Source organism: Cloacibacillus porcorum, assembly GCF_001701045.1.
GTDB lineage: Bacteria > Synergistota > Synergistia > Synergistales > Synergistaceae > Cloacibacillus > Cloacibacillus porcorum.
In genome coordinates this window covers 3,074,037-3,088,264 of record NZ_CP016757.1, presented here as the reverse complement: position 1 = coordinate 3,088,264, position 14,228 = coordinate 3,074,037, and the positions used below count along the sequence as shown (strand labels likewise).

General features: G+C 55.1%; 10 protein-coding genes and 1 riboswitch. Of the genes, 6 read left to right on the top strand and 4 right to left on the bottom strand.

Translation table 11 applies throughout. The annotated features are described in order from the left end of the window. Window positions 1-243 precede the first annotated feature (243 nt). Window positions 244-1,869, top strand: coding sequence for a bifunctional aspartate transaminase/aspartate 4-decarboxylase (locus tag BED41_RS13885; RefSeq protein ID WP_066747593.1), 1,626 nt, complete (start codon window positions 244-246; stop codon window positions 1,867-1,869). Between the two features lie 507 nt (window positions 1,870-2,376). Continuing rightward, a riboswitch (cyclic di-GMP riboswitch) is annotated at window positions 2,377-2,458 on the top strand. 242 nt (window positions 2,459-2,700) lie between these two features. After that, entirely contained in the window at window positions 2,701-5,334 is a 2,634-nt protein-coding gene (locus BED41_RS13880) for an Ig-like domain-containing protein (RefSeq protein WP_066747591.1), read from the top strand. A 605-nt stretch (window positions 5,335-5,939) separates the two neighbouring features. Here the strand turns inward: BED41_RS13880 and BED41_RS13875 are convergent. Further along, window positions 5,940-6,548, bottom strand: coding sequence for a cytidylate kinase-like family protein (locus BED41_RS13875; RefSeq protein ID WP_066747589.1), 609 nt, complete (start codon window positions 6,546-6,548; stop codon window positions 5,940-5,942). A gap of 378 nt (window positions 6,549-6,926) precedes the next feature. Here BED41_RS13875 and BED41_RS13870 point away from each other — a divergent pair, with 378 nt between their 5' ends. Together BED41_RS13870 and BED41_RS13865 are read left to right on the top strand one after the other, a co-directional pair. Next, window positions 6,927-8,240: a uracil-xanthine permease family protein gene (locus BED41_RS13870; protein ID WP_066747587.1), complete on the top strand. Its 1,314-nt coding sequence runs from the start codon at window positions 6,927-6,929 to the stop codon at window positions 8,238-8,240. Window positions 8,241-8,419: 179 nt separating this feature from the next. Then, window positions 8,420-9,190: a hypothetical protein gene (locus BED41_RS13865; protein WP_066747585.1), complete on the top strand. Its 771-nt coding sequence runs from the start codon at window positions 8,420-8,422 to the stop codon at window positions 9,188-9,190. 75 nt (window positions 9,191-9,265) lie between these two features. On the opposite strand, the gene BED41_RS13860 is transcribed toward BED41_RS13865, so the two are convergent. Genes BED41_RS13860 through BED41_RS13850 form a run of 3 tightly spaced genes read right to left on the bottom strand, consistent with a single transcriptional unit; the run spans window position 9,266 to window position 12,623 of the window. Beyond that, window positions 9,266-10,603: a GntP family permease gene (locus BED41_RS13860; protein ID WP_066747582.1), complete on the bottom strand. Its 1,338-nt coding sequence runs from the start codon at window positions 10,601-10,603 to the stop codon at window positions 9,266-9,268. 29 nt (window positions 10,604-10,632) lie between these two features. Continuing rightward, the gene (locus BED41_RS13855) at window positions 10,633-11,784 is read right to left on the bottom strand and encodes a CdaR family transcriptional regulator (RefSeq protein WP_066747579.1); all 1,152 of its coding nucleotides are present in this window, start codon (window positions 11,782-11,784) and stop codon (window positions 10,633-10,635) included. Window positions 11,785-11,792: 8 nt separating this feature from the next. Continuing rightward, the gene (locus tag BED41_RS13850) at window positions 11,793-12,623 is read right to left on the bottom strand and encodes an MBL fold metallo-hydrolase (RefSeq protein ID WP_157102371.1); all 831 of its coding nucleotides are present in this window, start codon (window positions 12,621-12,623) and stop codon (window positions 11,793-11,795) included. 308 nt (window positions 12,624-12,931) lie between these two features. Here BED41_RS13850 and BED41_RS13845 point away from each other — a divergent pair, with 308 nt between their 5' ends. Continuing rightward, the gene (locus tag BED41_RS13845) at window positions 12,932-13,741 is read left to right on the top strand and encodes a hypothetical protein (protein ID WP_066747573.1); all 810 of its coding nucleotides are present in this window, start codon (window positions 12,932-12,934) and stop codon (window positions 13,739-13,741) included. 188 nt (window positions 13,742-13,929) lie between these two features. Continuing rightward, window positions 13,930-14,223, top strand: coding sequence for a response regulator (locus tag BED41_RS13840; RefSeq protein WP_066747570.1), 294 nt, complete (start codon window positions 13,930-13,932; stop codon window positions 14,221-14,223). The last annotated feature ends 5 nt before the right edge of the window (window positions 14,224-14,228 follow it).

Genomic DNA, 14,228 nt, shown 5'->3' with positions numbered 1-14,228 from the left:
TAACTAATGATACGTACCGAAATTTTGTTTTTCGTCTTTCCGTACCGTATGCACCGAGTATAGTTCGAAGCCCTATTTCGCAAAAAATAGTTTTTGCCGAATGTCCGCTAGGCAAAAAGCATGTAATGGCTGTACGTAATTAAACATGTATAAATTGTAAAAAAAGAATAAGATTATAGTTAGAGTTCCGCTTTTACTTAAAATTAATAAAGAAAATACCGAATCTAAAGGAGTGGCTCCTATATGGATATGCCGACAAGAAAACAGGAAAAAGCCTATGAAAAACTAAGTCCCTTTGAAGTGAAAAACGTCCTTATCGATATGGCGTCAAAGCATGCCCGCGCGACATCTTCCGCGATGCTCAACGCGGGGCGCGGCAATCCGAACTGGATTGCGACGGATGCGCGCGAGGCCTTTTTCACCCTTGGCCGCTTCGCGATGACCGAGAGCCGCCGCGTTTGGGACGACGGCATCCTCGCTGGACTGCCGGAGAAGGAGGGGATCGGCGCGCGCTTCGCCAATTGGCTCGGTGTCAACTCCATGTTGCCGGGCGCCGACTTCCTGCGGCGTTCCTTCCAGTATGGCCTCAACATCCTCGGCTTCGACGCCGACGAGTGGGCCTTTGAGCTCTGCGACGGCATTCTGGGCGGCCATTACCCGACGCCCGACAGGATGATGCCCTGCTGCGAGGGAGTGGTGCGCGAATACATTATCGAGGAGCTTGAGCAGGGAAACAGACAGAATCAGGATTTCGACCTCTTCGCGACGGAGGGGGCGACGGCGGCGATGGTCTACATCTTCCGCTCGCTGCTCAACAACGGCCTGCTGAAACAGGGAGACACCATCGCGCTGGGTACGCCCATCTTTACCCCCTATATAGAGATCCCCGATCTGCCGTGGTATGCGCTCAAGACGGTGCAGGTCTATGCCGACGGCACCGAACTCGTGGACGGCGAGCCGCGCCATTCGTGGCAGTATTCGGACAAAGAGCTTGAAAAGCTCGCCGACCCGAAGGTGAAGGTCTTTTTCATCGTCAACCCCAGCAACCCCGGCTCCGTGGAGATATCGCCGGAGTCGGCGCAGAAGATAAAAAATATCGTCGCGTCGAAAAACCCGCAGCTGATGATCGTCTCAGACGACGTCTATTCCAGCTTTGCCGATAACTATCACTCTCTTTTCGACACTATACCCTATAACACCATCTGCTCCTACTCCTTCTCTAAATATTTCGGCTGTACGGGCTGGCGGCTTGGAGTCATCGGCGTCCACCGCAAGAACGTCTTCGACGATATGATCGCGGCCATGCCTGCGGCGCAGCGGATAAAGACGGCGAAGCTCTATTCCGAGCTCGCCGTCGATCCGGAGGCGATAAAATTTATTGACCGTATGGTCGCCGACAGCCGCGACATCGCGCTGAACCACACTGCGGGACTCTCGGTGCCGCAGCAGGTGCAGATGGCTCTCTTCGCCCTCTGCGCGCTGATCGATAAGGCGGGCGCCTACAACCGGCTGACGAAAGATATCGTCCGCCGCCGCTACAGGGACTTCTGGGGCAACCTCAAATGGCCGCGGCCCCTCTCTCCGAACAGCTCCGCCTATTACCAGCTGCTCGATGTTTCGCTCTGGGCGAAGGAAAAATATGGCGATGATTTCGCGGATTGGCTGCAGAAAAATTTCGAGCCGATCGACATCCTCTTCCGCCTCGCAGAAAACCCCAATGTGGTGCTGCTGCCCGGAGAGGGTTTCGACGCTCCCGGCTGGTCCGTGCGCGTCTCAATGGCGAACCTTCCCGATCACGCCTACCGCGAGATCGGCCACGACCTGGTGACGATCCTCGACGAGTATTATTCGCAGTACAAGAAAGCCTAATAAATCGGCGTTTAGACGCACGACTAACTTCATAACTGAGGGCTTGGCAATGCTCACCGCACTTTAGTGCGCCTCCGCTTGCCAAGCCCTCAGTTATTTCGTTATTCGCACGTCTAAACGCCGATTTCCTTCGGATAGGGAAAGCGGTAAATAGCGATTTAGCTTTTCTTTTGACTTTGCCCTTAAAGGCTCCCTGGCCGCCTCACAGAGGGAGCCAAAATCTTTGCTAAATCGGCGTTTAGAAGTGCGAGTTGCTAAATAAAATGGGGGCTCCGATACCGGAACCGTATCTTCATACGGTGAGGATTCGGAGCCCCCATTTTATGACGCAAATCGTGCTTATAAACGCCGATTTATCTTTCTTTTCTCTTTCCAACTTTTGCCGGTATGTTTGCCCTGAAACCATTTCCCATAATTTTAGTGGGTCTCAACATCCCTTATCACTTAAATATTAAACAATTGTTGACTTGGGGGGGGGGTGATGTAAAATTCATTCAATGTTAATCGTTATAAAAAAGCCACAGCTGTCGAAAGACAGCGCCGGAAAGCTAAGGGTCTAAGACGAAAGTTATGACAGCCGGTCGCCGATTACCGCATTCATTCATATCCGCCTATTCGGCGGCTGGCCTGTCAATGAACTGAGTAAGACGCAATATAAAGAGCTGCGAAGGGGATCTTCATATCCTCTGTATCTGTGCGAACGCGCGTTGGTCTGGGGCTGGAAATTGGATGGGAGAGTGATCTATAAAACCACAAAAATGGAAGATACTCTTATTGCGTGAGGTTATTTTTTTATTATTTTTATTTGGGGTGAAAGGTCTGGTGTGCTGAATGATAAAGTTGCAGGGAAAATGCAAGCTGGTGTTAGCGTTTGTGGCGGCCGCCGCGATGTTGGGAACGGCGTGGGCGGCCGGTGTATCCTATGATAGCGGCGACAGAATAGAATTGGGTAGTATAGAATCCGGCAGTGTCTTGTCCCCCTCTGCGAACGGAAGCAACACGATCACCTTTACGGGAACAGAGGGCGAAGAGTCTGCGTTATCTAACAAGGAAATTTTTATCTATGGAGCGAGCGGCGACGTCACGGGGGATTCTTCGCTTACCGTGGATTGGCGGGCGAATCTGTGGACCCAAAATAAAGTGCAGTTCTTCGCCGGCGGCGACGGTGGGAATGTTTCCGGCGATTCCAGCCTGACGGTCAACGCCGCCGACGGTTCAAGCCTTTACGCGGATGGTGGTATACCAAACTATCAGCAGTCGATAATCCTGGCGGGCAGCCCGAACGGCGGCGCCGTTAAGGGAAATACCAAACTGACGATCAACGGAGCACTCTGGGGAAAATCTAGATACCTGAAAGCCAGCGGCGCGGCGATGATAGACAAATCAGGCGACCTTACCGTTGAGGGCGACAGCACTGTGGAAATCAATGTCTCCTGCGCGGATGACGACAGCTTTGGCGCCAACGGCGGCCTGCATATAGTCGCCAATGGATTTGAAAACGGCGAAACTGCCAGCGGTATCTTAAAGGGCAAGGCCACGCTGATAATCGATAATCCAAACGCGCGGGTCGAGCAGATATGGGGCGGCAACAACTCAGTGGCAAACAGCGGTCACACTTACGCGGAGACCGGAAGCGTAGAGGTATATCTGCGGCAGGGGAAAATCGGCGCAGCTACAGCCGGCCCTTCGAACTGGGGGAGCAATGCCAATGCTGTCGTTTCGAAGGACGTCTACATAGAGGTCACAAGCGCTGACTTCAGTTCCTTCAGCCCCTACCTCGGCGGCGGCGGTGTCAGCCGGGGTGGCGGCAGCGCCGTCGTCAAGGGCAGCACCTCTGTTGTGGTTAATGGCGGCCGCGGCATTGATACGTTGGTCGGCGGCGGTCTGGGACGTGTTGGAGGTAAGGCGGACGTCGAAGGCGATGCGAGGATCACAGTCAAAGGTAACAGCGGCCTGAAGGCGCTGACAGAGGATGTCTGGATAATCGCCGGCGGCAAACGTAACAATGACGCCAGCGCCGCCGTATACGGAAACGCCACGGTGATCTTCTCCGATATCAAAGATGGTGTTTTTAAGGGAACGATAACGGGACAGGGCGTCAATAGCACAAGTACAACCGGTGCCATTTATGACAAGATAATTGCCGCCGATACCATAGATTACACCGACTCCGTCTCCGGCGACTCCGTCCTCGTATTCGACAACGTCCAGGCGGACTTCTCCGGCGCGACGATAGTGGAGATGGACCGTATCGAGCTTACCAGCGGCACGAAGCTGAAACTTGCGGACCTCGGCGGGGCGACGGTCATCAAACTGACGGGCAACTGGACGAATCTCGGAACGCCTTCGGCTCTCACCTTCACGAAAGCGGTAGAGCAGGATGTTACGGTTGACTACAGCGAAGCCACGGGCATAGTCTCCGCCGCATTCAACGAGGCGAAGACGGAACTAGTCGTCACATGTAAGAATGCCCCTATCGCCGTAACGCCAACTGCTTTGAAACTTCAACTCGGAAAGAGCGATACCGTGAAGGCGGCGACACCTGTCGTCGGTGAAACTGTCTCCTGGAAATCCAGTGACACTGCGGTTGCTGCGGTCGATGACGCAGGCAAGGTGACGGCACACAAGGCCGGCATCGCCGTTATCTCCGCCACCGGCTCCGTCACAAAGACGACCGCCGGCTGCACCGTGACTGTCGAAGACCCGGCGGCTCCGGACCCGGTGCCGACGCCGGCTCCCGTAACGCCGACCGTCATAACTGAAAAGGATAACCCCGTGACTAAGGACAAAGACGTACCGGCAGATGTGAAACCGGCGACCCCCGTCATCAAGCCGGCGACGGAGGAAAACACAAAAGCCCTCGCGGCGAGCGCGGACGTTCCGGTAAAATTCTTCACCGCGACGGCCGACGGCAATATCACAGTCGACCCCGTGATCGCCAAGAAGACCGTGGCCTCCGTAATGTCGGACGACGCGGCGGTGGCTCCGAAGACGATCGTAACTCTGCCCATTATCACGGCGACGATCGACAGCGGTAAAGTCGCGGCCCTCGCGATGAAGACGACCGGCGCGCAGCTTGGCGCGGCGGCCAACAATATAGTCAGCGACATCACGCTCATCAAAATACTTAAAGACGAGACGGGCGCGAAGTTCGGCTATACGGCGGAGCCGGCCGGCTACGCCGACCAGAGCTTCACGCTCAAAAACGCGGATGGAAACAATCTTGCCTTTACCGACAAAATCGATCCGACCGAGACATACACGCTCATACTCTTCGTCAAGGATAACGGAGAGTTCGACTACGACAACACTACGGGCAGCGTAATCGACCCCGTGGCGATGGCGATGAACGAGGCAAAGGCGCCGAAACCCTCCGGCGGTTCAAGCAGCGGCTGCTCCGCGGGTGTGGGAGTCTTAGCACTGCTGGCGCTGCTGCCGCTCGCGGCGGCGAGACGCAGGAGGTAAGCGGATAAAAATAAACGTATAAAACTTATACCAAACGGTAGGTTCAGTGAAAGAGGCGGACGGGAAACTCCGCCTCTTTCTTCTTGTGCATTCAGCGAAAAGAGCATCCCCAACATGCGGACGCAGCAAAATAAAGGCCAACGTTTCGCGCTAAGCTGAATGATAAATAGCGGTTTGGCACAGATTTTCGGCGCCCTCTCCGAGGGAGCTCCCCGCGAAGCGGGGTGAGGGAGTTTTGACCTTAGGTTCTCCCGCGGCCTTTGCCGCGGGCTCTGTATGGCGCGGTTTCCGCGCCATACAGAGCAACACTCCTTCCGTCTCGCCGCAAAAGCGGCGTCGATCCACCTCCCTCAGAGAGGGAGGCTACAAGGGCAAAGTCAAAAGCCAAATCAGAAGGTCTCTGATTTGGCTCCCTGGCCGCCTCGGAGAGGGCGCCAAAATCTTTGGTAAATCGCTATTTATCTCTTTTCCCATCCGAAGGAAATCGGCGTTTAGACGTGCCGATGACGACGCGAAATAAGGCCGGAAAACCGCAGGCGCACTTTGGTGCGTCGAGGATTTTCCGGCCTTGTTGAGCTAAGTCAGCGGCACGTCTAAACGCCGATTTACCTGCAATGTTCCAGGTATGCGAGTATCGTCTCCACAGCGCCGTCGATACCGACCTTGTCGGTGTTGATACAGAGGTCGTAATCCTCCATGCGGCCCCATTTGCGGTCCGCGTAGAACTCGTAGTATTTCGCGCGTTTTTTGTCGACGTCGATGACGCGCTTCTTTATCTCTTCCCGCGTGAAATCGAGTCCCTCTGGAACCATCGACATTTTGCGGCTGATGCGCTCCTCAAGGCTTCCGTATATGAAACAGTCGACGGGGTTCATGTTGCGGAGGATATAGTCGGCGCAGCGTCCCACCACGACGCAGGGGCCGCGTTCGGCGAGGCTTCTTATCAGCTTCGACTGCCCCTTATAGATGAGGTCGGAGGGCAGGTCCTGATAGAATACGGGCATCGCGAAGCCGGGCATTATCGGACACATCGGCGGCGAACATTTCTCTTCGTTAGCCTCAATGAAGTCCACGTCATACTTGCCGTCCTTGGCGAGAAGGTCCACGAGCTCTTTGTCATAGAACTTGATGTTGAGCCTCTTCGCGAGTTTCATGCCGACCTCGTGTCCGCCGCTGCCGAACTGCCTGCTGATTGTTATGATTCGTTTCTCCATATCCTCACGCCCTTTCTCTTCTTTGTTTATTATATTATACATTCATTATGATAAAAGGTATAAGTGTTTGTGGTAAAGTCGAGGCCGAAGAACCTGAAAGCGGAATTGTTGACGTCTAAGTCTTAGGGCTATCACGTATAATCAAAAATTTTTTATGAAAACTAGAAAAAATACTGAAATTTTTTGAGATTATGGTGTATAATGGAGCCATTGAGAATGAAGCGAGTTTCATATAAAAATTTGGAGGCTGCCGTGCACTTGCGGGTGATGAGAGGCAGTCTTACTGTTGCCCTGTTTTTACCCGGAGGCATTCTGGATTCAGTGAAATGTATTTGTCTGTTCCACAACATATAATCTGTGAGAAGGGATTTGAAAGACATGTCACAATCAACACGCAAGATTCTCTTTGAGCTCCACGGCATTCCCAAATTTACCGAAGCCCTGCCACTCGCTATGCAGCATGTCGTCGCGATGATCATCGGCTGTATAACACCCGCCATCGTGATAAGCGCGGTGGCGAAGGTCTCTCCCGAAGATACGATGCTTCTGATCCAGGCCTCGCTCGTCACGGCGGCGATCGCCACCTTTATTCAGCTGTATCCGCTCGCTGGGCGCGTCGGCGCCGGTATCCCCGTGGTGATGGGGGTCAGCTTCGCCTATGTGCCTGTTTTGATCGCGATCGGGGCCTCGATGGGACTTCCCGCCATTCTAGGGGCGCAGATCGTCGGCGGCTTCGCGGCGATCATCGTGGGAATATTCATCCGCAGGCTGCGCCCTCTGTTTCCGCCGCTTGTCTCCGGAACGGTTGTCTTTACGATCGGGCTGTCGCTGTATCCGGTCGCAATTCGCTATATGGCCGGAGGCGCCGGAGCTGCCGGTTTTGGCTCCGCGCTCAACTGGGGGGTGGCGCTCTTTACGCTCGCCGCGGTCAGCTTTTTTTCTTTCTTTACCAAAGGATTTACCAAACTTGCCTCCGTCCTGCTCGGCATGGCGGCGGGATATATTCTCGCGGCCTGTCTCGGAATGGTCTCCTTTGAGCGGATTATTGACAGCCAGTGGTTCCAGCTTCCGCAGATAAATCACTTCCGGATCGAGTTCCATACCACGGCCGTGGTCTCGATGGTCATTATGTATGTCGTGAACTCCATTCAGGCGATCGGCGATATCTCGGCGACGACGGCGGGTGCGATGGACAGGGAGCCGAGCGACAACGAGCTTGCGGGCGGCATTATGGGCAACGGCCTTTCCAGCATGCTCTCTGCCTTTATCGGCGGCCTGCCGACGGCTACCTTCAGCCAGAATGTAGGTATCGTCACGATCACTAAAGTGATAAATAAGTTCGTCATCGCGCTGGCGGCGGCGATCATTCTGCTGGCGGGGCTGATCCCGAAATTCGCCGCCCTTCTCACGACAATCCCGCTCGCGGTGCTTGGCGGCGCGACCCTTACCGTCTTTGCCGCGATCACGATGACCGGTATGAAGCTCCTGCTGTCGGCCAAGCTCACGCCGCGCAACAGCGCCGTCGTCGGGATCTCCGTCGCGCTTGGCGTAGGCATCTCGCAGGTGGCGAACGCGCTCGGCGGCCCCGGCATGCCCTCGTGGGTGCAGGAGATATTCGGCTCGTCGTCGGTGATCCTCGCGACGCTGATGGCCGTAGTTCTCAACCAGATGATTCCCGACGAGAGGAAATAAAAAAATTAAAATACGATACGGCTATTACCGGCCACGCCGCTTTTAGGCGCGGCCGTTTTTTTGCGGCAAAAAGCGTATTTTGTACGATACTATTTTTCGCCAAAGGCCTTATTATCACCTCTAAGATTAAAGCTATTTCAGAAAAGAGGTGCGCGGAGGCTATGAAGAGCTTGCATAGAATGTCTGTAATCAGTTGTATTCTTGTGGCCTTTGCAGCTGTCTCTTTTGCTTTTCCCTCTGTGCTCCTGGCCGGTGACGCGGAAGCTGAGCCTGGGGCGTTCTCTTTCCTCCGCCGCGATTTCTCCGGCACTCCGCGGTCCCGTTTTGCCGGGATGAGCGGCGGAGCCTTTTCCAGTGAGTATGGGCGTCTGCGGAAGGAACTTGAAGACAGTTACGACGCCTGTTATGTGGGGCTTGACGATGATGGACGCCGCGGGCTGTTTGAGAGCGAGGTCTTCTGGGAAAAGTATTTCAGCAGCTACGAGAAAAACCTCTGCGGCGTGCTGGACAGGCCGCTGCTGATATATGCGGACGGCGCAAAAAATCCGGTAATCACCAATGTATATCGGGAAATCGTTACGGAGATCCTGAGGTGGCGTATCGACGATCTGAAAAGATGGAAGCAAGGACACTATCTCTCTAAACCGGCAATGAACGCCGATGATATAGAGCTGAAACTCACGGCGGAGCGCCGCCGCTATGCGGCGCTGCGGAGCGACGTCGTACTGCTTCGATATATCCTCTATCATTATGACAGAAAAAATATGGACAGGATATCCAACCTCTTTGGGGAGAAAAAGCTGGAGTTTCTTGAAAACAGGATCAGCGACCGGCGCACGCTGCTATGCGAACAGCTGGAGATGATCGAGCGCAGCAACCGTCTGCTGGAGATGATCTCGGCGGGACTGCGCGGCATCGTTCCCGTTGACGGGAGCGGCAAAGAGAGCTGAGTCTCGCCGTATACAGATAAAACTAAAAGGGCTGTCCGCACCGGACAGCCCTTTTGGGTTCTTTCTTAAAGCTGCTTAAACCAGGAACATCGAGGCTACATAGAGGATCACAATGACCGTGATACCCATCGTCGCGGTCATGCCCGTCTGGCAGCGGTATGCCTCGTTGGCCTTCATATCGGAGAACTGAGATACGACCCAGAAGTAGGAGTCGTTGGCGTGAGATGCGACCATAGAGCCGGCCCCGATCGCCATCACCACAAAGACACGTCCCAGCGGGCTGGAGTAACCCATGCTTTCGATGACAGGCGCCATCATGCTGGCGGTGGTGATCATCGCGACGGTCGAAGCGCCCATCGCAAGTTTGAGGATCATGGCGATCACGAAGGGGATGATTACTCCCAAGCCTGTCGCGAGCAGCCCCGTGGTGGCGTCGGCGATCGGCAGCAGGCTCAGGATAGCCCCGAAAGAGCCTCCGGCGCCCGTGATGGCGAGGATGGCTGCCGAGTCCCTTACGCCCTGCGATACCCAGGTAAGTGTGTTGCAGCGCTCGCTGAGAGGTATCAGCGTCATCGCGAGGAATACGCCGAGCATCAGGGCAACTACCGGGTTACCGATAAAATTCAGGAACATATAGGCGAAGCCTTTGCCAAAGGGGGCGGCTGGCAGTGAGGCGACCGAAGCGATGCCGATCAGGATTATCGGCAGAAGTATTGGCGAGAAGCTGTGCAGCGCGCCGGGAAGTTTGCCGTATTTTGCGATCAACTCTTCCATCGTATACTGCGAATTTGCCGGGATATCCACTTTGCTGGAGACCTTCACAGCGTAGAGTATCGCGACGGCCACCGCGGGGATGGAGACGATGAGTCCGACAAGTATCGTGAGGCCGAGGTCCGCGCCGAGCGTACCGGCCATCGCGATCGGCCCAGGGGTCGGCGGAACGAGGCAGTGCGTCGCATAAAGACCGCCGGAGAGCGCGGTCGCCATAACGGCAAGCGAAGTATTGCTCTGCGCGGCCAGCGCGCGGCTGATGGGGGAGAGGACGACGAAGCCTGAATCACAGAAGACCGGAATCCCCGTTACATAACCCATGGCGCCCATCGTGAGGACGCTGCGCTTCTGTCCCACGATCTTAAGGATAGTATTGGCCATTGTGAGGGCGGCGCCCGTTTTTTCAAGGATCGTACCGATGATGGTGCCGCATAGGATGACGATACCGATGTTGGCCAGAATATTGCCGAAGCCGCTCTTGACGGTGTTGATCACCTTGACCGTATCGATTCCGCAGACAAGTCCGACCGCGATGGCGATCACTACCATCGCGATGAACGGATGGACGTTGTACTTGGAGATGGCAATGACCATCGCCACGACCGCGATAAAAATTACGCCGAACAGAAAAAACGCTGACATAATGCTACCCCTGCTTTCTTTATTATATTTTACAGGCCCTGGGGCCTTAGCTGCCGGTGATAAAGGATACAAAGCCGCAGTAAATATTCCCTTTCAAACGCTCCCGTCTGCAGCGGAGATAATGTCTCCCACAGCCGGCGCATCCTGTACTGCAGCGTATTTTTATGGATATGCAGCGCCTCGGACGCCGCCTTTACGCTTCCGCCCGCGTCATAATAGGCCGCCGCCGTTGCGAGCATCATCTCCAAATCTTTTTCGTTCAGTCTCTCGCTTATCCTCATGTAGATCCCGCGGATGAATTCCTGCTCTTTTTCCGCAGTACGGCGCATAAGATAGGAAAAACCACAGCCTGGGTCGAGGATATCAAGCAGTCCCTCACGTTTTGTGCCGCAGAGGGTGAGCGCCTCGTCTCCCGAGAGGCGGGCCTCCGTCAGCGTTTGACAGAGGCGTCCGGCACAAAGCTGAGCATGCCCGGAGAGCGCCTCCTCCACACAGGTGAAGAGCCGCTTTAGATAACGCCCCGCCTCCTCTTCCGTGCCGCTTTTCAGCAGCAGGAGCCTGTCGTCGACCATGGCCCATACATCGTGCTCCGGCAGAGCCAGCTTATGAAAGAGTATTTCGTCGGCGGCCCGGTTCAGCATCTGCTGACTTCGCAGGGAATCCAGATCCCCGCAAATGGATATGGCGATCATTCTCACCGGAAAGGAGATGCGCAGATCCAGCGCTCCTGCAAGTTCATCGAGCCTGTCGTCGTTGCCCTCCGAGAGATTCAGCAGTATCCTCAGGTAGCTTGCGCGCAGCCCGTCGAAGATGCGGTTTTGGCGGTTGAGGGCATTCTGCCGGAAAAACTGTTCCGTGTAGGCCTCCAGAATATAGGCGCTGTCTCTGACTTCGTCCGGGTTGCCGTAGATACCGACCACCGCGATCAGCCTCTCCTCGCTGAATACCGGCAGGTTATATCCTTCGCGCGCGCCGGGATAATACGGTACATCATCCTTTTCTATCGCTACGGGCCTGCCGGTGCGGACGACCTTGCGCGCGCCTTCGTGGACTGTTCCCACCCTCGCCGGGTCGCTGGAGGCGACGATCACGCCGTCTGTGTCCATTATGTTGACGATTCGCCCGCGTACCAGCCTTGACGCCGTATGGACGAGGCGGCTGGCGATCTCTTCAAAAAGCATATTTGTTATCAGCGGATGGCGATACAGTCGCCCGCGGTCATATGGCAGGTCTGAACGCTCCTGCCGGCGGCCAGATATTTTTCAGCCGCGTTCCCCGAACAGTGGCTCAATCCGAGAATGGAAAGCCCCATTCCGCAGAGCGTATTGACCGTCGTACCGATGCGTTCTTCATCGGCCTCAACGAGATGTGTGCCGCCGAATAGAGCGTATATCGGCTGTTTCAGCACCTCATGTACATGCCGCATCATATTCAGGATGCCGGGATGCGAACAGCCGACGAGGACTACCAGCCCCCGTTCTGTCCGCATTGCGAGACATATCTCGTCGGAGAAATCGTCGGCCGTCGTCTCTGGCGGCGTACCTTTGACGAAACGCCGCGGTATCGTTTCAAACGGATGGACACGCGGAAAGTCTCCCACGAGCCAGCAGCCATCCGCAAGCGGCAGCAGGCCGCGGCAGATCTTCTGCGTAACGGCGTGTTCTCTCAGAAACTCTTGGCCGAAGCCTGATGAGAGATCTGTGTACTTCAAACCGTTCCACGCGTACTTGCGTTCCCAGAATCCGGCCCCGGTATAGAGCGTTTTCCCGCCAAACCCCGCCTCCGCCATGTCGCGGAATCCTGCCGCGTGGTCGTAATGGCTGTGCGAGCATACTGTGAAGTCTGCGTCTTTGAGGCTGACGCCGAGACGGTTTGCGTTATATAACGTCGCCGGACCGGAGCCGCAGTCGAATAGGAAGCGTCTGTCTCCCGCCTCCACCCAAAATGAGAGGCCATGTTCCGAGCGCAGAGCCTTATTCTCCGACGAAGCATCGTCCATCAGAGTTAAAATTTTGATCACGGGGATCCACCTCCGTTAAATATTACATAAAACGGGACTGTAAAACATCCGACAGTATTTATCTGAAACTGGGTTTTATTCTATCACGCCTGTTCATTCACTTCATTGGTATGTGTAACAATAATATTTGTAAAAATACGATGAAATTTGTTTTTTAATCCTGGAGAGATAAGGCTGCATGGCAAACGTGCGGGCCCTTCCTGCTCTTGTCCCGATATTGCGGGGCGTGGCTTTTCTTTTGATAATAGTCGATGTATAGTAAAAACAGTCGGCCGCTTGAATCAGCGGGATTTTTAGGAGGAATAGAATTGATCGGTTGTTTTGCCAAGAGCCGCATGGCGCTGGCTGCGGGGCTGGTAACTACGGCGGTTGTGACGCTCTGCGTTGCGGTGCGGCGTGCGGACGGTCCGCTTTGGCTGGCGGTGATCGCGGTAGCGTTGGTGCTGACGTTAGGCTGTCTGTTAAGCCTGCTTGTCGCCAATATGACGGCTGCGCACTGTGATCACGCGCTTCAGAGGCTTCTGCACATCGACCTGGAGCCTGAACTGTTTGTAAAGGCGTACGAACCGGTGGCGCTCTCCATGAGACCCGGGAGGGCCGGAAGGGTGATAGCGGCCGTAAATCTGTCTGAAGGGCTGTGCGCGATGGGCGAATGGCGGCGTGCGCTGCAGGTTATCGAAGAGCCTGGCGATGATTTGCCGCCGCTGCGCCGCGGCGCGCTTAAGGCGCTTGTCATGCGCAGCCGCTGCCGCTGTATGTTATGGAGCGGCGACAGGGATACGGCGGAGCGCGCCGTCGCAGAATTCAAAACATGTATCGAAACGCTTGATAGTTCTAATCCGCGGCTTGCCGCTGAGATGCGCCGCGACGTGGAATTGTACGTTCTCTGGTGCTCCCTGCTGGCGGGAGAAAAGACGGATACCGGACGTCTTGAAGATCTGATGAAAAGGACTCCTACTATGCTTGCCAAGTTTGACATCTGCCGGATGATTGTTTTAGCGGCGAAAAATAATGAGGACCGGCTGACGGAGGAGCGTTTTTGCCGGCTTATCGCCTCGGAGGGCGGCGGACTCGCCTGCGCGGTTCAGATGCGCCGCCTGTATCCCGTTAGTTCTTAAAAGCGGCATTGAGCAAGAGATACCCTGCGTCCTTTTAAGATGGATAAAAAGTCTCCCGCCGTCGTCTCTAAATTTGAAAATTTCCTGCTTGACGCGCGGACAGGCCTGGCATTCTTCCGCTGGGTCTGATCTCGATCATCCCCGAGAGTCTCATTACGGCGCAAAGCGCTCGGATATTTTTCAAAGCGATGTTACTCGTCGCGGTTGTACTGTTCGTCATTATCACCGCGGATGCTCCGTACCGTTTTGTCCAGCTGAACAGTGTGGATATACAGATGCCGGTGATGGACGGCTATGAGGCGGCGAAGCGAATACGCAGGATAGAGGGGCGTCCCGATACCGCGCGGCTTCCCATCATCGCGATGACCGCGAATGCCTTCGCGGAGGATGTGGAAGAGGCTCTCCGCGCGGGTATGAACGGCCATATGTCCAAACCCATCAACTTCCAAACTCTTTATGATATATTGAAAAAATGGCTGTAAGACTG